At 65.7% G+C, this 17,831-nt stretch carries 17 protein-coding genes; 5 read left to right on the top strand and 12 right to left on the bottom strand.

What is annotated here, in order from left to right:
- Window positions 1–13: 13 nt before the first annotated feature.
- From atpD to ACWIKC_RS09395, 5 genes are read right to left on the bottom strand one after another with little or no spacing between them, the layout of a single operon-like run.
- On the bottom strand, window positions 14–1,471 hold the full coding sequence (gene atpD, locus ACWIKC_RS09415; protein ID WP_454597247.1) for a F0F1 ATP synthase subunit beta: 1,458 nt from the start codon (window positions 1,469–1,471) through the stop codon (window positions 14–16).
- A gap of 31 nt (window positions 1,472–1,502) precedes the next feature.
- Window positions 1,503–1,856, bottom strand: a complete 354-nt coding sequence (locus ACWIKC_RS09410; RefSeq protein ID WP_454597246.1) for a hypothetical protein — start codon at window positions 1,854–1,856, stop codon at window positions 1,503–1,505.
- 5 nt (window positions 1,857–1,861) lie between these two features.
- Complete coding sequence (locus tag ACWIKC_RS09405; RefSeq protein ID WP_454597245.1) at window positions 1,862–2,740, bottom strand: F0F1 ATP synthase subunit gamma; 879 nt, start codon at window positions 2,738–2,740, stop codon at window positions 1,862–1,864.
- Between the two features lie 30 nt (window positions 2,741–2,770).
- Window positions 2,771–4,300, bottom strand: a complete 1,530-nt coding sequence (gene atpA, locus ACWIKC_RS09400) for a F0F1 ATP synthase subunit alpha (protein ID WP_454597244.1) — start codon at window positions 4,298–4,300, stop codon at window positions 2,771–2,773.
- A gap of 16 nt (window positions 4,301–4,316) precedes the next feature.
- Window positions 4,317–4,871 carry a F0F1 ATP synthase subunit delta gene (locus ACWIKC_RS09395; RefSeq protein ID WP_454597243.1) on the bottom strand — a complete coding sequence of 185 codons (555 nt, stop codon included), beginning with the start codon at window positions 4,869–4,871 and terminating at the stop codon, window positions 4,317–4,319.
- Between the two features lie 228 nt (window positions 4,872–5,099).
- On the opposite strand from ACWIKC_RS09395, the gene ACWIKC_RS09390 reads away from it, so the two are divergent.
- On the top strand, window positions 5,100–5,927 hold the full coding sequence (locus tag ACWIKC_RS09390) for a TauD/TfdA dioxygenase family protein (protein WP_454597242.1): 828 nt from the start codon (window positions 5,100–5,102) through the stop codon (window positions 5,925–5,927).
- Here the strand turns inward: ACWIKC_RS09390 and ACWIKC_RS09385 are convergent.
- A complete protein-coding gene (locus ACWIKC_RS09385) occupies window positions 5,924–7,507 on the bottom strand; it encodes a S1 family peptidase (protein ID WP_454597241.1) in 1,584 nt (527 codons plus the stop codon). The genes ACWIKC_RS09390 and ACWIKC_RS09385 overlap by 4 nt on opposite strands.
- A 115-nt stretch (window positions 7,508–7,622) precedes the next feature.
- Between ACWIKC_RS09385 and ACWIKC_RS09380 the strand changes: the two genes are divergently transcribed.
- Window positions 7,623–8,702 (top strand): bifunctional transcriptional activator/DNA repair enzyme AdaA, encoded by a 1,080-nt coding sequence (locus ACWIKC_RS09380; protein ID WP_454597240.1) that lies wholly within the window; start codon window positions 7,623–7,625, stop codon window positions 8,700–8,702.
- A gap of 71 nt (window positions 8,703–8,773) precedes the next feature.
- Complete coding sequence (locus ACWIKC_RS09375; RefSeq protein ID WP_454597239.1) at window positions 8,774–9,118, top strand: hypothetical protein; 345 nt, start codon at window positions 8,774–8,776, stop codon at window positions 9,116–9,118.
- A gap of 36 nt (window positions 9,119–9,154) precedes the next feature.
- Here the strand turns inward: ACWIKC_RS09375 and ACWIKC_RS09370 are convergent, their stop codons facing one another.
- From ACWIKC_RS09370 to ACWIKC_RS09355, 4 genes are all read right to left on the bottom strand, one after another.
- Window positions 9,155–9,793 (bottom strand): hypothetical protein, encoded by a 639-nt coding sequence (locus tag ACWIKC_RS09370; protein WP_454597238.1) that lies wholly within the window; start codon window positions 9,791–9,793, stop codon window positions 9,155–9,157.
- A 100-nt stretch (window positions 9,794–9,893) separates the two neighbouring features.
- Window positions 9,894–10,298: a GFA family protein gene (locus ACWIKC_RS09365; protein ID WP_454597237.1), complete on the bottom strand. Its 405-nt coding sequence runs from the start codon at window positions 10,296–10,298 to the stop codon at window positions 9,894–9,896.
- A gap of 46 nt (window positions 10,299–10,344) precedes the next feature.
- Window positions 10,345–11,919: a cryptochrome/photolyase family protein gene (locus tag ACWIKC_RS09360; protein ID WP_454597236.1), complete on the bottom strand. Its 1,575-nt coding sequence runs from the start codon at window positions 11,917–11,919 to the stop codon at window positions 10,345–10,347.
- A gap of 33 nt (window positions 11,920–11,952) precedes the next feature.
- Window positions 11,953–12,549: an FMN-dependent NADH-azoreductase gene (locus tag ACWIKC_RS09355; protein ID WP_454597235.1), complete on the bottom strand. Its 597-nt coding sequence runs from the start codon at window positions 12,547–12,549 to the stop codon at window positions 11,953–11,955.
- Window positions 12,550–12,601: 52 nt separating this feature from the next.
- On the opposite strand from ACWIKC_RS09355, the gene ACWIKC_RS09350 reads away from it, so the two are divergent.
- Window positions 12,602–13,027, top strand: coding sequence for a winged helix-turn-helix transcriptional regulator (locus tag ACWIKC_RS09350; protein ID WP_454597234.1), 426 nt, complete (start codon window positions 12,602–12,604; stop codon window positions 13,025–13,027).
- A gap of 78 nt (window positions 13,028–13,105) precedes the next feature.
- Here the strand turns inward: ACWIKC_RS09350 and ACWIKC_RS09345 are convergent, their stop codons facing one another.
- Window positions 13,106–14,725: a tetratricopeptide repeat protein gene (locus ACWIKC_RS09345; RefSeq protein ID WP_454597233.1), complete on the bottom strand. Its 1,620-nt coding sequence runs from the start codon at window positions 14,723–14,725 to the stop codon at window positions 13,106–13,108.
- Window positions 14,726–14,829: 104 nt separating this feature from the next.
- Window positions 14,830–16,995, bottom strand: a complete 2,166-nt coding sequence (locus ACWIKC_RS09340) for a primosomal protein N' (protein ID WP_454597232.1) — start codon at window positions 16,993–16,995, stop codon at window positions 14,830–14,832.
- Between the two features lie 65 nt (window positions 16,996–17,060).
- On the opposite strand from ACWIKC_RS09340, the gene ACWIKC_RS09335 reads away from it, so the two are divergent.
- Window positions 17,061–17,771, top strand: a complete 711-nt coding sequence (locus ACWIKC_RS09335; protein ID WP_454597231.1) for a DUF4197 domain-containing protein — start codon at window positions 17,061–17,063, stop codon at window positions 17,769–17,771.
- Window positions 17,772–17,831 lie beyond the last annotated feature (60 nt).

Here is a 17,831-nt window from a genome sequence, read left to right as displayed (position 1 = left end):
TCGGTGCCTGCCGTCAGGATTCGTCGGCCATCTTCTTGGCCTTCTCGACCGCCTGATCGATCCCGCCGACCATGTAGAAGGCGCTTTCGGGCAGATAGTCGTATTCGCCATCGACCACTGCCTTGAAGCTCTTCACAGTGTCTTCGAGCTGGACGAACACGCCTGGGATGCTGGTGAACACCTCGGCCACGTGGAACGGCTGGCTGAGGAACTTCTGGATCTTGCGCGCGCGGCTGACGGTGAGCTTATCCTCTTCGGACAGTTCATCCATGCCGAGAATGGCGATGATGTCCTGCAGGCTCTTGTACTTCTGCAGCGTTTCCTGGACGCGCCGCGCGGTCCGGTAATGCTCCTCGCCGACGACGCGCGGTTCGAGCACGCGGCTGGTTGAGTCGAGCGGATCGACAGCGGGGTAGATGCCCAGCTCCGAAATCGCGCGGTTCAGCGTGGTGGTCGCGTCAAGGTGAGCAAACGAGGCGGCAGGCGCCGGGTCGGTGAGATCGTCCGCGGGAACGTAGATCGCCTGGACCGAGGTGATCGACCCCTTGTTGGTCGAGGTGATGCGTTCCTGCAGATTGCCCATGTCGGTCGCGAGCGTCGGCTGATAGCCCACCGCCGAAGGGATACGGCCGAGCAGCGCCGACACTTCCGAACCGGCCTGGGTAAAGCGGAAGATGTTGTCGACGAAGAACAATACGTCCTGGCCTTCGACGTCGCGGAAATATTCCGCCATGGTCAGGCCCGACAGCGCCACGCGGGCACGCGCGCCCGGAGGCTCGTTCATCTGGCCGAACACCAGCGCCACCTTGGAGCCTTCGGAGATCGCCTCGCCGGCCTCGTTCTTGGCGATGACGCCCGCGTCGAGGAATTCGTGGTAGAGATCGTTGCCCTCGCGGGTCCGCTCGCCCACGCCGGCGAAGACGGAGACGCCGCCATGGCCCTTGGCGATGTTGTTGATCAATTCCTGGATCAGCACGGTCTTGCCGACGCCGGCGCCGCCGAACAGGCCGATCTTGCCGCCGCGCGCATAGGGCGCGAGCAGGTCGATGACCTTGATCCCGGTGACGAGGATGGCCGCTTCGGTCGACTGGTCGACGAACAGCGGAGCCTCGGCGTGGATCGGCATGGACATGTCGGCGCCGATCGGGCCGCGCTCGTCGATCGGCTCGCCGATGACGTTCATGATCCGGCCCAGCGTCTTCGGGCCGACGGGGACGGTGATCTGGCTGCCGGTGTTGACGACGTCCTGCCCGCGGGTGAGCCCGTCGGTGCCGTCCATCGCGATCGTGCGGACGGTGTTTTCGCCAAGGTGCTGGGCAACCTCGAGAACGAGCGTGTTCTCGCCATTGCGGGTTTCGAGCGCGGTCAGGATCGCGGGCAGTTCGCCTTCGAACTGCACGTCGACGACGGCGCCGATGACCTGGCTGATTACGCCGGTCGTGGTCTTGTTGAGTACGGGAGCGGTAGCCATGATCTGGATCCTGCCTTGGGGGTTGGGCGCTTTAGGAAGCGCACACGTTTTCGGGATCGGCGAGCGTCCATTGCTCGTCGCCGGGAGTAAGGGTGGCGTCGTTGCGCAGATATTCGTCCTCGCCGAGGCCGAATTCGCACAGCACCTCGTCCGAACCGAGACCGGCACGGCGGCAGACCGCGGTGTTGACCGGCTCTGCTTCGGGGCAGGCGTCGGCGTAGAGCTGGGTGAACAGCTCCTGGTTGGGGGCGGGCAGCGTCACGGCCGGCTCGGGCGTCGCGACCTGGGTCTGGGCGACTTCGGCGGCGGGTTCCTCGCCGCAAGCAGCCAGAGCGAACAGGGGGACGAAAAGGAAGGCGAGCTTGTTCAAGTGATTGGCTTTCATAAAGGTCAGAGCGCTTCGGCCCCGGCGATGATTTCGATCAGTTCGGTGGTGATCGCAGCCTGGCGGCTGCGGTTGTACTTGATGGTCAGGTCCTTGATGAGATCGCCGGCATTGCGCGTGGCATTGTCCATGGCGGTCATCGAGGCGCCCTGTTCCGAGGCCTCGCGCTCGAGCAGCGCACCGAACAGCTGCGTCTTTACGTAACGCGGCAGCAGCTCCTCGAGGATTTCCTCTTCGCCCGGTTCGTATTCGACTACCGCCCCGGCATCCTTGCTGTCGCCAGAGATTTCGGGCGCGGGCACAGGGATCAGCTGATCCACGGTCGGGTCTTGCGACAATGCGCTGCGGAAGATCGGGTAGATCAGCTCGGCGATGTCGTATTCGCCCTTCTCGAAGCGTTCGATCAGATCGTCGGCGATCGCTTCGGCTTCCTCGAAACCCGGCGTGCGCACTTCGCTGGTGTCGAAATGCTTTTCGATCCGGTCGGCGAAATCGCGCTTGATGGGCGCGCGACCCTTCTTGCCGACGAGATAGAAATGGACATCCTTGTCCGCCTTGATCAGCTCGCGAGCCCGCGCCTTGGCGGCCTTGACGATATTGGCGTTGAGACCGCCGCACAGGCCCTTGTCGGTGTTGACCACCACCAGCAGATAGCGCTGGCTCTCGCCGGTACCGGCCAGCAGCCGGGGTGCGCTGTCGCCGCTGACCTTGCCCGCGAGCGAGGCCATGACGCCGGACAGACGCTCGGCATAGGGGCGTGCCTGTTCGGCAGCCGCCTGCGCACGGCGCAGCTTGGCCGCCGCGACCATCTGCTTGGCCTTGGTGATCTTCTGGGTCGACTTGACCGAGTTGATACGGCCCTTGAGTTCTTTCAGGCTAGCCATTTCGGCTCCCTATTTCGTGTGCTCTCGGGTTCAGGCGAACTGCTTGGCGAAGGCTTTGAGCGCAGCGACGACCTTGTCGCGCGTATCGTCCTCGAACTTGCCGGTGGTGCGGATGGTCTCCAGCACTTCGCCGTGTTCGCTGCGCATGTGGCTGAGCATCGCGGCTTCGTATTCGTTCACCCGGTCGACCGGGATCGGGTCGAGGAAGCCATTGGTGCCGGCGAAGATCGACACGGTCTGCTCCTCGAACGGCATCGGCGAATATTGCGGCTGCTTGAGCAGCTCGGTCAGCCGCGCACCGCGATTAAGCAGCTTCTGGGTCGAGGCATCGAGGTCCGAGCCGAACTGCGCGAAGGCGGCCATCTCGCGATATTGCGCGAGGTCGAGCTTCATCGAGCCCGAGACCTTCTTCATCGCCTTGGTCTGGGCGGCACCGCCGACGCGGCTGACCGACAGGCCAACGTTGATCGCCGGACGGATGCCCTGGTAGAACAGTTCGGTCTCGAGGAAGATCTGGCCATCGGTGATCGAGATCACATTGGTCGGGATATAGGCCGAGACGTCGCCCGCCTGCGTTTCGATGATCGGCAGCGCGGTCAGCGAACCGCCGCCTTCCGACTTGCTCATCTTCGCCGCGCGCTCGAGCAGGCGGCTGTGGAGATAGAAGACGTCGCCCGGATAGGCTTCGCGGCCCGGGGGGCGACGCAGCAGCAGCGACATCTGGCGATAGGCGACGGCCTGCTTGGAAAGGTCGTCATAGACGATCACGGCATGCATGCCGTTGTCGCGGAAGAATTCGCCCATCGCGCAGCCGGTGTAGGGTGCGAGATACTGCAGCGGAGCGGGCTCCGATGCGGTGGCGGCGACCACGATGGTGTATTCCATCGCGCCGTTTTCCTCGAGGCTCTTGACGATCTGCGCGACGGTCGAGCGCTTCTGGCCGACCGCGACATAGATGCAATAGAGCTTCTTGTTCTCGTCGTCGCCCGCGTTGTTTTCCTTCTGGTTGATGAAGGTGTCGATCGCGACGGCGGACTTGCCGGTCTGACGGTCGCCGATGATCAGTTCGCGCTGGCCGCGGCCGACGGGAACCAGAGCGTCGATCGCCTTGAGGCCCGACTGGACCGGCTCGGAAACCGATTCGCGCGGGATGATGCCCGGCGCCTTCTTTTCCACGCGGCGACGCTCGGTCGCCACGATCGGGCCCTTGCCGTCGATCGGGTTGCCCAGCGCATCGACCACGCGGCCGAGCAGGCCCTTGCCCACCGGCACGTCGACGATGGTCTGGGTGCGCTTGACGCTGTCGCCTTCCTTGATCTCGGTATCGGAACCGAAGATCACGGCGCCGACATTGTCGGCCTCGAGGTTGAGCGCCATGCCCTGAACGCCATTGGCGAATTCGATCATCTCGCCGGCCTGGACCTGGTCGAGGCCGTGGATGCGGGCGATGCCGTCACCCACCGACAAGACGGTGCCGACTTCGCTTACTTCTGCTTCGGTGCCGAAATTGGCGATCTGGTCCTTGATGACCTTCGAAATTTCTGCGGCGCGGATATCCATGAGTAACGTCCTTTGATCAGGCCTTCATCGCCTGGGCGAGGGAATTGAGGCGGGTGCGGATCGAGCCGTCGATGCGCTTCGATCCGATGGTAACGACCAAACCGCCGAGCAATTCTGGATCGACGGTCGTGGAAAGCTTGACGGTGCGGCCCTCGCGCGCGGTGAGCCGCGAGCGGATCTGCTCGAGCTGCGCATCGCTCAGCGCGTGCGCGCTGCTGACCTGCGCGGTAACCTCGCCGCGCTGGGCGGCGGCGATGGCGCGGAAGGCGCGGATCACCTTGGGCAATTGCGCGAGCCGGCGGTTGTGCGCCAGCACACCGATGAAGTTCTGGGTCAGTTCGGCGAGGCCCAGCACGCCGGACACGCTCGAAAGCGCCTGACCGGCAGCCTTGCGCGAAACCTTGGGGTTGGTGGTGAGCTGGGCCAGTTCGCTTGATTCGGCCAAAGCGGCCTCGAGCTTGTCGAGGTCCGATTCGACTGCGGTCACTGTGCCGTTCTCGCTCGCCAGGTCGAACAGGGCCGACGCATAGCGCCCTGCCAGGCTTGCCTGTATACCGGCGGAAATCTCCACGCGTTGTCGTCCTCTCGAGGTCGGAAAAAAACGATGCTGTCAGCCCGGCGTCGCGGATGGACGAATGCCACCCCGGCAAAGCTGTCGCGCGCCTAGCATCGGGTATTGCGAAGCGCAAGCCGGGTGCCCTTCGACCTGGCAGCAAATTGCACGCCAATCGCTGGACTCACGCAAAGGCAAATGTAGGATGTTTTCCAACGCGCCGGAACGAGCGCATGGAGAGAACCAATGCAGATCACACCGCTCGCCCCGTCATGCGGGGTGGAAATAACCGGCGTCCAGCTGGCCGATGCCGCGGGCGCGACTCTCGAAGCGGTGCGCCAGGCGATCTATGCGCATGGCGTCGCGTTGCTGCGCGGGCAGGTGCTCTCGCCGGAAGAGCACATCGGTTTCGCGCAGCGTTGGGGCGGAATCGACATCAACAACTACTTCCCGCTTACCGACGAGCATCCCGAGATCGCAGTCGTGCGCAAGCGCGAGGACCAGCAGACCAATATCGGCGGGGGATGGCACACCGATCATTCCTACGACCAGATCCCTGCGATGGGCTCGGTCCTGGTGGCGCGCGTGCTGCCCCCGTCGGGCGGCGACACCCTCTATGCGCACATGGGCGCGGCCTATGATTCGCTCCCCGACGATCTGAAGACCGAGATCGAGGGGCTCGAGGCCTTCCACACCGCCGATCACATCTACGCCTCCGACGGCGTCTATGCGCAGACCGATATGGGTGGCGATCTGCGCGGGCAGGGCATGACCACCGGCGCAACGCATCCGGTGGTGATCCGTCACCCGGTGACGGGGCGCAGACTGCTCTATGTCAATCCCGCCTTCACGGTGAACATCGTCGGGCGGAGCCGTGCCGAAAGTCGGCCGCTGCTGGACCGGCTCTTCGCCGCAGCGATGGACCCGGCACATCAATGCCGGATCGCCTGGGAACCGGGCTCGGTCGCGATCTGGGACAACCGGACGACCTGGCATTACGCCATGAACGATTATCAGGGCCATGCCCGCGAGATGCACCGCATCACGCTGAGCGGCGAGGCGCTGGCGGCCTAGTCGCCCTCCGCGACCTCGCAGGAATAGACCAGCCGCTCGTTGGGCTGGGTGGGCAGGCTGGAGACTACCTCGGTCTGCATGTCCCCCAGCGACGACGCGGCATCCTCGGCCTCGCAGGCGGGCGCCGCATATTTGCCCCGAGCCGCGCGCGCCGTGCTCATCGCCTCGCGCGAGAGCAGGTAGCGTTCGGTGCGGTAGATGCGGCGCGCCGGGTCGAAGCTGTTGACCGCGACCGCCTGTTCCTCGTTGGGCACGAACACTCGCGACCAGGTCCCGGCAGAGAGACCGTATTGCGTGCGGTCGTTGACGCAACCCTCGGCGCTCCAGTCGAAACTGACCTCCTGCGCCTGCGCGCTGGTGACGCGGCTGCGCTGCGGATCGAGCGTGCAGACGTAGCTGGCCTTGCCGGATCGCGAGCCGGGTGCGCTGAGCTCGCCTCCGTTGCCGGTCTCATCGGCCTCGCCGCCCATCGCACTCGTAACCCGGCGGTCGATCTCGTCGATCCCCGGTCGGCTGACATGCAGCATCAGCGCGACCAGCACCGCGCCGATCCCCAGCGCCAGCACGATCCGGTTGCGGACCGGCCAGGTCACGGTACCGAATTCGCTCTCGACCGGTTCGCGCTTCTCGAACGCCCACCAGATCAGCCCCGCGCCGAGCAGCAGCAGCAAGACGCTGGCGAGCATGCGGTCGTCGCGCTCGTCGCGGACCTGCATCTCGGCCTCGAAGCGTGCGCGATCGCGGCGGGTGCGCTCTTCCTCGCTGCGGTTCTCGAGATCCGCGCGCGCGGCGCTCTGTTCGCGCTCCATTCGCGCGCGTTCTTCCGCCTCGAGATCGTCGAGGCTGCGGCATTCGGTATCGTTGATGCGCGCGGTCACGCCGTTCTCGCGCAGGAAGGCGCGCAATTCGCGGTTCGAAACGGCGAAGAAGAATTCCGCATCCGATCCGCCCGAATCGGCGCCGAAACTGTTCACACCCAGCACCCGGCCGCAACCGTCGAGCAGCGGGCCGCCCGAATTGCCCCGCGCGATCGGTGCAGTGTGGAGCACTGTATCGAAACTGCGGCTGGGTCGGGTTCCGGCAAGAAAGCCGCGGCTTTTCACCGGCGGCTGGCTGCGGAAGATGTCGCCGATGTCGAGCCCCTGCGCCTTGTCGACGTTCATCGGATAGCCGACCGCATAGCTTTCGCCGCTGTCAGCCAGTGGCCCGCCCGCCAGTGTCAGGGGCGGCAGCCGCAACTCGCCGGTGAGTTCGACCAGCGCGAGATCGTTGCGCGAGGAGACCGCGACGGCCTTGCCATAGACCGCGCCCGCCCCGTCGGAGGGGACAATGCCGATCCGCAGGTTCTCGTCGATCATGGCGTCGCGGATGACATGGGCGTTGGTTATGATCTGCGTGGGGCTGACCGCGAAGCCGCTGCCGTGGCTGATCGGGTAGACCTGCTCGCCATCGCTGCCGAGGATCACCACGCGCACCACGCCGCGCGCCGCCGCATCGATATCGGCGGGCTCGGCGCGCGCAGGCGAGGGCACGGCGAGCAGGCCGAGCAGCAGCGCACAAAGAGTAAGGAGGCGTCCCATTCGGCGGCGCTTCTATCGCGCCCGCGACATTGACCGCAAGCTTCGGGACGCCGGGCATGGCGAATTAGTCTAGCTGCGCTTGCAAGCCAAAGCGAAGCCATGGAAGATAAACGGCATGACCGCAGCCCAGCTCACCGATGTCCCGAGCCCGGAGATACTCAGCGACAAGATGCTGAGCGACGAGGACCGCTGGCGGATCGCGCTGGCGAAGGACCGGCGCTTCGACGGCGCCTTCGTCACCGGAGTGCATTCGACCGGCATCTATTGCCGCCCCTCCTGTCCGGCGCGAGCGCCCAAGCGGGTCAACGTGCGCTTCTACGCCACGCCTGCCGAGGCCGAGGCGGCAGGGCTGCGCGCCTGCAAGCGCTGCGCGCCCGATTGCCAGAGCCAGGAAGAGGCCGCAGTGCGCGCCGCGATCGATGCGATCCGGGCAGGTGAAAGCGCCATGCTGGCCGAGTTGGCGCGCCTGACCGGCTATGCGCCGACCCATTTCCAGCGGTTGTTCAAGCGCGCCATCGGGCTGTCGCCTGCCGCCTATGCCCGCGCGCTGCGCGAGGAGCGGGCCAAGGCAATGCTGGCGGGGGCCGGGCGGGTGAGCGATGCGATCTACGATTCAGGCTTCGCGGCGCCGAGCCGCTTCTATGCCGCGATGGAGGGACGAATGGGTATGACTCCGAGCGACTGGCGGGGCGGAGGCAAGGGCCGCTCCATCCACTGGGGCGTGGTCGAGACGACACTGGGCCCGATGCTGGTCGCCGCGACCGAGACTGGCGTATGCTGCCTGTCGTTCAACGAGGGCGAGGCGGATCTGCGTCGCCGCTTCCCCGGTGCCGAACTGGTCGAGGGCGGCGAGGCGTTCCGCGCGCTGTTCGAACAGGTGACGCAGGCGGTCGAGCAGCCGGGGAGCAGCGCCGCCGACATCCCGCTCGACGTCAAGGGCACCGCCTTCCAGCAACGCGTCTGGCAGGCTTTGTGCGAGATCCCCTCCGGCGAGACCCGCAGCTATGGCCAGCTCGCCGCCGCGCTGGGCAATCCGGGCGCCAGCCGCGCGGTCGGCGGCGCCAATGGCGCTAACAATATCGCGGTGCTGATCCCCTGCCACCGGGTGATCGCCGCCGATGGCGGGCTGGGCGGCTACGCCTATGGCACCGCGATCAAGGAGGAATTGCTGCGGCGGGAAGGGGGGTGCGATTGACCCTATCTCGAGGTTTCGAAGGCTCGTAAGTCTTTGGTGACAAGCGGATAGCGTGCCGTTAGCGGGAGCGGGTGGACATCTCGATCACCCCATATCTCGCCCATTACTCGGCCGCCAAGCAGGCGCTGGCAACCGCCTTCGGCGCCACCGAGGACCTGCTCCATCTGCACGCCGGGCTGATCATCTTCTTCGCGGCGGCGCTGTTCCTGCGCCATCGCATGCGCTCGCGGGTGCCGATCGCGCTGGTCTACGTCTTCGCCTTCGGCAACGAGGTGATCGACTACTATTCGCCCGCCGGGGGCGCGACGCTAGCGGGCTCGGTGGCGGACATCCTCAACACCATCGTCTGGCCCACGCTGCTGTTCCTGCTCGCGCGCCGCCGCGCCAAGGCGGGGGCGCCCGACAGGACGCATTGAACCGGTCGTGAAGGGCGAGGCGCCGGCAATGCCGGTTCACTCGACTCGGAAATCCAGCAGTTCGAACCGGGCAGGTGCGGTGGTATAGACCCCGTGTCCGCGTGCGGAGCTCGAGCCGAACACCAGACCGACCTGCGCCGAATTGGCGAGGGCGTCGCGAAACGCGCGAGGATTGGCGTCGGCCCTGCGCCCCAGCACCGAGATCCAGCCCGGATCGTCAAGCGACAGCGTCATCTGGTGTTCGCCCGGCGTGATCTGCTGGACATGGGCGATCGGCGAGTACCAGCGATAATGCTCGAACCGTCCGCGCGCGTTCCAGCTGTCGCCGCGCTGCTGAATCACCATCGAGACGGTGCCCGGCAGTTCGGGATGCTCCTGCGGCACGAAGCGCGTGCCGCGCTCGGCCTCGACTTGGTAGCGCACCACGATCCGCGATTTTCCCGCCAGCGAGCCCGGGTCGTAGGTGACGTAGTGAACATGACCAGCGGAGCGGTTGGGGTAGGGAAAGTCGATGGTCCAGCCGCTGCGGGTCGGGGTGGGCTGCAGCGGCATCCCCACCGAATAGTTCTTGCCGCGGATGTGCGGGCCGATGGTCCAGTCGGCCGCCGAGCTGGCCGCCAGCGCCGCCGAGCCGGCAAATGCGAGGACTGCGCCGAGAATGAGTTTTCTTTTCATCGTGCCGGAATAGCCGATCGCACCTTTTACAGCCTGAACGCCCCGGTTAGGCTGCCGCAAGATTACGCTACGCAAGAGATCGATGCTCCAAAATAGCGCATCACCCCAGAATGCGCGCTTCGCGCAGATAGGTGAACTCGCCTTCGCCCGACCAGGCCTGACCGTCGGGGTAGCGCAGTTCCACGCCCGCTAGCTCGGCTTCATCCGCCAGCAGCATGTTCGCGCCCATCATGGTGTTGCCGAATTTCGCTGCGGCTGCGGCGGTCAGGGTGAAATGGGTGGTCGCGCCGCAGCTCTCGCAGAACCGGATATCGGCGGCGGGATCGGGTTTGTCGGTCCGGCTGTAACCTTTCGATGCGCCGGTCACGCTGGCTTCGGAAGGATGGAAATAGCCCCAGCGCGCACCGGTCTTGCGGCACAGCGTGCAGTTGCACTCGTGGATAAAGTCAGGGCGCTTGGACAGCTCCACGCGGAGCTGTCCGCACAGACAGGAAAGTTCGATCATCGCCGGCCCTTATCGCCTAATTCGCGCCGGCGGAAGCGGGTCGCATTCACGCCTCGCGCGCCCAGCCATCCTTCGCCGGGACCAGCGTTTCCAGAAATGCCTCCGCGCTGTCCAGATACTCAGCCTGCCGTTCCTCGCCCATCCGGTCCCAGTTGGCATAAATCCGGCCGACGCGGTGGTTGCTCTGCAGCCGGTCGCGATGGCGATCCATGAAATGCCAGTAGAGCGGGTTGAAGGGACAGGCGCCCTCGCCGGTCTTCTTGGCGGGCGAGTAGCGGCATTTGCGGCAATAGTCGGACATGGTGTTGATGTAATTGCCGCTCGCCGCATAGGGTTTGCTCGCCAGCTTCCCGCCATCGGCATAGAGGATCATCGCCGCCACATTGGGCAATTCCACCCACTCGTAGGCATCGGCATAGACCGCCAGATACCAGTCCTGCACCGCCTGCGGATCGATCCCGGCGATGAGCGCGAAATTGCCCAGCACCATCAGCCGCTGGATGTGATGCGCATGCGCGTTGTCGCGGGTCGAGCGGATGCAGTCGGCGAGGCAGCGCATCTCGGTCTCGCCGGTCCAGTAGAATTCGGGCAGCGGGCGCTGCGCCTCGAGCGCATTGGCCTCGGCCAGCCCGGGCATGAATTGCCAGTAGAAGCCGCGGACATATTCGCGCCAGCCGATGATCTGGCGGATGAAACCCTCGACCGAATTGATCGGCGCTTCGCCCGCATCGTAGAGCGCTTCGGCGCGGCGGCACAGGTCGAGCGGGTCGAGCAGGCCGAGATTGAGGCTGGTCGAGAGCATCGAGTGGTAGAGGTCGTCCTGCCCATGGACCATCGCGTCCTGATAGGGGCCGAACCGCGCCAGCCGCTCGCTGAAGAACGCCTCCGCCGCCTCCTCGGCCTCCTCGCGCGTCACCGGCCAGCCGAAATTCTCGAGATTGCCGAAATGTCCGCCGAACCGCTCCTCGACCAGCGCGATGACCTCGCTGGTGATCGCATCGGGTTCGAAAGTCGGGCGCGGGGGAGGATCCATATCCTCGTCGGGGCTTTCGCGGTTGAGCTTGTCGTAATTCCATTCGCCGCCGACCGGCTTGCCATCCTCGGTCATCAGCAGCCCGGTCTTGCGGCGCATGTCGCGGTAGAAATTCTCCATCCGCAGGCTGCCGCGATCCTTTGCCCAGGCGCGGAACTCGGACAGCGGGCAAAGGAAGCGGTCGTCCTCGAGGATTTCCACAGTGCAGGCGAATTTTTCGGGCCATTGCTCGATCGCCTGCTGGACCCGCCATTCGCCCGAATGGGTGACATGCACCGCGCGCGGATCGTGGCGCTCGATCGCCCGCGCGACTTCGCCGGTGAAACTGCCGGCATTGTCGGGATCGGTGAGCCGGATGTAGTCGACGTTCCAGCCCGCGTCCGCGAGCTCGGCCGCGAAATGGCGCATGGCAGAAAAGATCAGCGCGATCTTCTGCTTGTGGTGGCGGACATAGGTCGCCTCGTCCCACAGCTCCATCATCAGGATGACAGTGTCGTCCTTGGCCCGCCCGCGCAGCGACGCGAGATCGCGCGTCAGCTGGTCGCCGAGAATGGGGACGAGGATGGGTTGGTTCGCGCGGTCGGGCATTGCCAATCCAATGCCCGACCGCGCGCTACTTGCCTAGAGCTGGGCGATCTCGGCCTTCGCCGCTGCAAAGCCCTCTTCGATCGCCTCGGGGCCAAAGCCGGTCTTCTCGACGCGGACGAAGTGGAGATCGTCAATTCCCATGAAACCGAACATGGTGGTGAGCAGGCTTTCCTGGTTCTCGGCCATGTCCTCCTTGGAATAGGCGCCGCCGCGCGCCGAGGCGACCACGACCTTGCGTCCGCCGGCGAGGCCTTCGGGTCCGGCTTCGGAATAGCGGAAGGTCACGCCGGGCACGCCGAGGCGGTCGAGCCAGGCCTTGAGCTGGCTGGGGATCGAGAAATTGTACATCGGCGCGCCGACGATGACGACATCTGAGGCGAGGAATTCGTCGAGGACCGCGCGCTGGGCAGGGTAAGCGGCGGCGACCGCATCCTCATGGGTGTCGGGCGCGGTGCGGATCGCCTTGGTGGTGATCGGATCGATATGCGGCAGCGGGTCGGCAACAAGATCGCGCTCGATCACTTTCGCATCGGGGTGCTGTTCCCGGAAATGGCGGGTCAGTTCTTCGGTCAGCTGGCGGGTGACGGACTGCTCGCCGGTGGTGGCGCTGTCGATACGAAGGATTTGCATTGAGGGTCTCCATGATAGCTGCGATAGTTACTGTCGATAACCTGGAGGCTATATGGAAACCCTGACCCGCCCTGCGCAAGGAGGCACCGCCACGTCCGCTAGGGACAGCGGTGTAACCCTTGCGGTCCACGATGCGCCGCAATGCAGCGCAGTGAACGACATCCTCGCGCGCGTCGGCGACAAATGGTCGGTGCGGGTGGTGATGAGCCTGGCGGACGGTTCGCAGCGCTTCAACGAGCTGCGGCGCGGCATCCCGGGCATCTCGCAGCGCATGCTGACGCGGACGCTGCGAGGCCTTGAACGCGACGGTCTGGTGAGCCGCAAGGTTACGCCCAGCGTCCCGCCGCGCGTCGATTACGCGCTGACGGCGCTCGGCGTATCGCTGTGCGACCCGGTGGCGCGGCTCGGGAACTGGGCCATCGCCAATATCGCCAAGGTCGAAACTGCCCGAGCGCAGTTCGACGCCGGATTGGACTAGAGGTAATCGTTTGGTGCGGTGCTCGCTGCCAACCGCCCGCCGGGCGGTTGGCCGTTTGCTGCGGACACCGTCAACAGATCAGTCGAGGCCTGCGCAAGGATCGGCATCCTCGCTCTCGTCTTCGTTGTCTTCTTCCTCGGCTTCATCCTCATCGTCATCCTCGGCGGCAGGATGCTCGGGCTTGAGCCGCTCGAGGAGCGGCGCCGTGTCGCCGCTCTCGTATTTCTCGAGCTCCGAATTCAGGCATTTTGCCATTCTCGTACCGTGGGCCGTCTGGATCAGCGGGTTGAGCAGGGACTTGGTAATCTCCGGCCTTCCCTCGACGAGGAACATGTGGGCCAGGGTCGTGCGGATCGAAGTATCGAAGGGAGCGTATTGATAGGCGCTCTCCAGCGCCGCCTGGGCCGAGGCAGGTGCTTCCTCATCCGATAGGGCGTAAGTCAGGTAGTAGCCGAAGAGCGGGACCGGATGGTCGTTCTCCATGTTATTGGCAGTGATAAATCGGTTCCGGGCCTCGATCAGCATCGCCGGATTGTCTTGCGACTGCATCAGCGCCGTCTGCGCGCGACCGATGACGGCTTCGGTTGTTTCGGCCTCGATCGACAAGACCTTGTCGAACAGGGCTTCGGCCTCGGTGTAGTTCTTGTTGTCGAACTCGACTTCGGCGGCGGCGAGCAGCACCGGAACGCTGTCGGGATAGCTGGCGAGAAGTTGGCGTGCTTCCGGAAGCTGTTTGGCAGCGGCCTTTTCATCGACCCCGACCTTCGATTGGATCATCAGGTCGATGCGGGCCTCCTCGGCCTCGGTCAGCTTGCGGATGGAGACAGCCGGCGGTTCCTTGCTGATATAATTCGCCTTGAGCACCTTGGCCGCTCCGCGGCGGTAGCGATCCATCTCTTTTTCAAGCTCGTCGAGATCGCCGAACGCCTCCTTGGCTGCTTCCAGCCGCGGCTTGCCCTCGGCGAGCAGGGTTACGTATTCCGTAATCTGAGGCCGCCGTTCCGGAGTGAAATTGAGCAGGCTGGCAAGCAGCCAGCCGTGCCCGTAGGTCCTTGCTACCGTGTAGCGGTCGCCCTTCTCGGGCGGATCGATCATTTTTTCGATGTCGAGGTCGACCGCCATGATTTCGACGCTGCGCCATGTCGGGGCATCGCCGATAACGAACCGATCGCCTTCGCTTCGCAGGGTCGAGAAGATCTCGGCAAAGCCTTCCCGGTACCATGCCGGATAGGGCGCGTTGCGGTGCTGATACATGAAATAGTGCACATATTCGTGGAACAGCACGGCCTTGGGTTCCAGATCGAGACCTTGCATCCGGCCCTGGTTGCTGCGCGAATAGGTCAGGTTTTTCCGACGCGGCACGAAGGCATAGGATCCCGACGCGCGCGGGATGAAGAAGCCACCGATGCCGCTTCTCGGCGCCCCGGCCAGAGACGCCATGTCCTTGGTCTGGCCGAATCGGAAGACGATGACCTTCGATGATTCCGGCATGCTGCCATCGTCCGGACCGACGCCGCTGATTATGCGCAGGACTTCATCGAGCCGTTCCAGATCGCGAGCAAAATCCTCGGTCTCGCTCTTGGTGTCTTCGGCGTAAACCTTGAAATGCTCGGTTTCGGCAAGGTACCAATCCGCTGCCTTTGCCGGCAGGGAATGAACCGCCGCAAGCGCAGAAACCAGTAAAACAATCGATCGCATCGTGCAGCCCCCAGTTGAGTGGACCCGACATTGCAAGGCGTCCGTTGCAAGGCGTCGCGACCCACGATTCCCGAAATCGAGACTAAGCACAATTTCCTGTAAGATCAAACGAAGCTGTAGGGGTCGATATCCACATTCACCCGCACCCCGGCGGTGTGGTGGAGCGCGCCGAGCCAGCGGCGCAGGATGGCCTGCAGTTCGACGCTGCGCTTGGCGTTGATCAGCAGCCGATAGCGATAGCGCCCGCGCAGCAGCGACAGCGGGGCGGGAGCGGGGCCGTAGATCGCCATGTCGTCGTGGCGCGGGCGGGCGGCGCCGATGCGGTTGGCGGCCTCGCGCGCTTCGTCCTCCTCCTCGCTCGAGACGATGATCGCGGCCCAGCGACCGAAGGGCGGGGCGCCCGCCATCCGCCGCGCTTCGGTCTCGGCTGCGTAGAAGCCGTCGCGGTCGCCCGAGGCCAGCGCGGCGATCACCGGCGCGTCGGGATGGCGGGTCTGGATCAGGACCTCGCCCGGCTTGCTCGCCCGCCCCGCGCGGCCCGCGACCTGCGCGACTTGCTGGTAGGTCCGCTCCGCTGCGCGCAGATCGCCGCCCTCGAGCCCGAGATCGGCATCGACCACCCCCACCAGCGTCAGTTCGGGGAAATGGAACCCCTTGGTTACCAATTGCGTGCCCACGATTACGTCAATCGCGCCCGCTTCCACCTGCGCCACGAATTGCGCCGCGCGGCCCGGCGAGTTGAGCGTGTCCGAAGTGGCGACGAAGACCCGCGCCTCGGGCAGGCGTTCGGCGACCTCGTCCGCGATGCGCTCCACACCGGGCCCGCAGGCGACGAGGCAGTCGGGTTCGCCGCATTCGGGGCAGGTCGCGGGCGGCGCGGTCTCGTGGCCGCAATGATGGCAGGCGAGCCGGCTGCTGAAGCGGTGTTCGACCAGCCAGGCGCTGCAATTGGGGCACTGGAACCGGAACCCGCAATTGCGGCACAAGGTCAGCGGCGCATAGCCACGGCGGTTGAGGAACAGCAGCGACTGCTCGCCCCGCGCCAGCCGCTCCTCGATCGCCGCGATCAACGGTTCGGCGAGCCACGCGCCGCGGCCCGGCTTCTCCTGCGTCAGATCGATGGTGGTGATGGAGGGCATCTGCGCACCGCCGAAGCGGCGCGGCAGCTCGACGCGGGTGTAGGTGCCGTTGTCCGCCATCGCGAGGCTCTCGAGCGCGGGCGTGGCGCTCGCCAGCACGACCGGGATGCGTTCGAAATGACCGCGCATCACCGCAACGTCGCGCGCGTTGTAGCGCACCCCGTCGTCCTGCTTGAAGCTGACCTCGTGCGCCTCGTCGACCACCACCAGCCCGAGCCTCGCATAGGGCAGGAACAGCGCCGAGCGCGCGCCTACCACGACCTGCGCACCGCCCTCGGCGATGGCGCGCCAGGCGCGGCGCCGTTCGGTCGATTTGAGCGCGGAATGCCACAGCACCGGTGCCGCGCCGAAGCGCTCCTCGAACCGCGTCAGGAAGGCTTCGGTCAGCGCGATCTCGGGCAGCAGCACCAGCACTTGCCGTTCCAGCCGCAGCGCTTCGGCGATGGGTTCGAAATAGGTCTCGGTCTTGCCCGATCCGGTCACGCCATCGAGCAGGAAGGGAGCGAATTGCTTCGCGCGAACCGCGTCGGTGAAGATATCCGCGGCTTCCTGCTGCTCGGGGCTGAGGTCGGGCTGCGCATGGTCGGGGTCGGCTCTGGGGTAGGGGCGGTCGCAATCGACCTCGACCGGTTCGAGCACGCCGTGATTGACCAGCCCGCGCAGCACCGCTTCGGAAACCCCCGCGATCCCTGCCAGCTCGCGCACCGTCGCCTGTTCGCCATCGAGCGCCTCGATCGCCGCCTCGCGTTGCGCGGTCATCCGCTCTGGCATCCCGCCCGAGAGGCGATATTCGGTCATGGTGGCGGGTCCGCGCAGCGCCCCGCCCGAGGAAAGCGCCATCCGCGCCACGCTGGCGAGCGGGGCGCAGTAATAATCGGCGGTCCATTCGATCAGCCGCCGCAACGGCGCCGACAGCGGCGGGATCGGCAGCGCCGCTCTCAGCGGGCGCAATTTCTCCGCCGGAACCTCGGCACCGGGGAGCCGTTCGCTTTCCCAGACGATCCCTACCACGGTGCGCGGGCCCAGCGGGCACTCGACCACCTGGCCGGGTTCGGCCACCATCCCCTCGGGCACGCGGTAGTCGAGCGGGCCGAGTGCGGCGTTGAGGACGAGGCAGCGGACGCGGTTCATGTTGGGCCACATATGGGCGGTTGCCCGTTCCAACGACAAGGGCGGGGTACAGGAGGATGCACGATATGACCGATATTCTCGTCACACCGACCGCTCGCAGGGCCTTCATGGGCCGCAGCCTGCTGGGCGGCCTCGCCGCAGGCACCGGCCTGCTGGTGCTCCCCGGCTGCCAGAGCCTGGGCGGCTACAGCCTCGTCGATGCGGTCCAGCGGATGCTGTTCCTGTCGAGCGAGCGCGCCTTTGCGCGGATGCTGCAGGGCAATGGCTTCTGGGACAGCCAGGTGGCGCAGCTCGGGCTGGGCAATCTGCTCGGCACCCGCGGCGATGTGATGAGCCGGATCCTCACCTCGGCGCTGTTCAAGAGACGGATCGAGAGCGCCTTTGCCGATGTCGCCTATCGCGGGGCGCAACGCGCCGCGCCGCTGGTGACCGATGCGGTGCGGGTGATCGGGTTTCAGAACGCGGTCGATCTGGTGCGCGGCGGCCCCAGTGCGGCGACTGGTTTCCTGCGCGGGCAGATGGGCGGACGGCTGGTCGAGGCGATGGTGCCCGAGCTCGGCACCGCGATGCGGGTCGCGCAGGACCCGCTGGTCGGCGAGCTGATTGCGGGCCTCTCCGGTGTCGATGTCGGGTCGCTCGCCGGGCGGGTCGCGAGCGGTGTCGACGACATCATCTGGGGCGAGATCGCGCGCGAAGAAGCCGCCATCCGCGCCGATCCGCGCGCCACCAGGGATCCGCTGATCATCGGCGTCTTTGGCACCGCAGCGGCCTTCTAGCCCGCCACTAGCCGCCCCTCTAGCCGCATAGCCCGTCGCTCGCTAAGGCTCTCCGGGACT

Source organism: Qipengyuania sp. SM2507 (assembly GCF_053714505.1).
This window is presented reverse-complemented; position numbering and strand designations above follow the sequence as displayed.

Coding starts and splice junctions, on each gene's coding strand:
- atpD (WP_454597247.1), bottom strand. CDS start 1,471: ATGGCTACCGCTCCCGTACTCAACAAGACCACGACCGGCGTAATCAGC.
- ACWIKC_RS09410 (WP_454597246.1), bottom strand. CDS start 1,856: ATGAAAGCCAATCACTTGAACAAGCTCGCCTTCCTTTTCGTCCCCCTG.
- ACWIKC_RS09405 (WP_454597245.1), bottom strand. CDS start 2,740: ATGGCTAGCCTGAAAGAACTCAAGGGCCGTATCAACTCGGTCAAGTCG.
- atpA (WP_454597244.1), bottom strand. CDS start 4,300: ATGGATATCCGCGCCGCAGAAATTTCGAAGGTCATCAAGGACCAGATC.
- ACWIKC_RS09390 (WP_454597242.1), top strand. CDS start 5,100: ATGCAGATCACACCGCTCGCCCCGTCATGCGGGGTGGAAATAACCGGC.
- ACWIKC_RS09385 (WP_454597241.1), bottom strand. CDS start 7,507: ATGGGACGCCTCCTTACTCTTTGTGCGCTGCTGCTCGGCCTGCTCGCC.
- ACWIKC_RS09380 (WP_454597240.1), top strand. CDS start 7,623: ATGACCGCAGCCCAGCTCACCGATGTCCCGAGCCCGGAGATACTCAGC.
- ACWIKC_RS09370 (WP_454597238.1), bottom strand. CDS start 9,793: ATGAAAAGAAAACTCATTCTCGGCGCAGTCCTCGCATTTGCCGGCTCG.
- ACWIKC_RS09365 (WP_454597237.1), bottom strand. CDS start 10,298: ATGATCGAACTTTCCTGTCTGTGCGGACAGCTCCGCGTGGAGCTGTCC.
- ACWIKC_RS09360 (WP_454597236.1), bottom strand. CDS start 11,919: ATGCCCGACCGCGCGAACCAACCCATCCTCGTCCCCATTCTCGGCGAC.
- ACWIKC_RS09355 (WP_454597235.1), bottom strand. CDS start 12,549: ATGCAAATCCTTCGTATCGACAGCGCCACCACCGGCGAGCAGTCCGTC.
- ACWIKC_RS09350 (WP_454597234.1), top strand. CDS start 12,602: ATGGAAACCCTGACCCGCCCTGCGCAAGGAGGCACCGCCACGTCCGCT.
- ACWIKC_RS09345 (WP_454597233.1), bottom strand. CDS start 14,725: ATGCGATCGATTGTTTTACTGGTTTCTGCGCTTGCGGCGGTTCATTCC.
- ACWIKC_RS09340 (WP_454597232.1), bottom strand. CDS start 16,995: ATGAACCGCGTCCGCTGCCTCGTCCTCAACGCCGCACTCGGCCCGCTC.
- ACWIKC_RS09335 (WP_454597231.1), top strand. CDS start 17,061: ATGACCGATATTCTCGTCACACCGACCGCTCGCAGGGCCTTCATGGGC.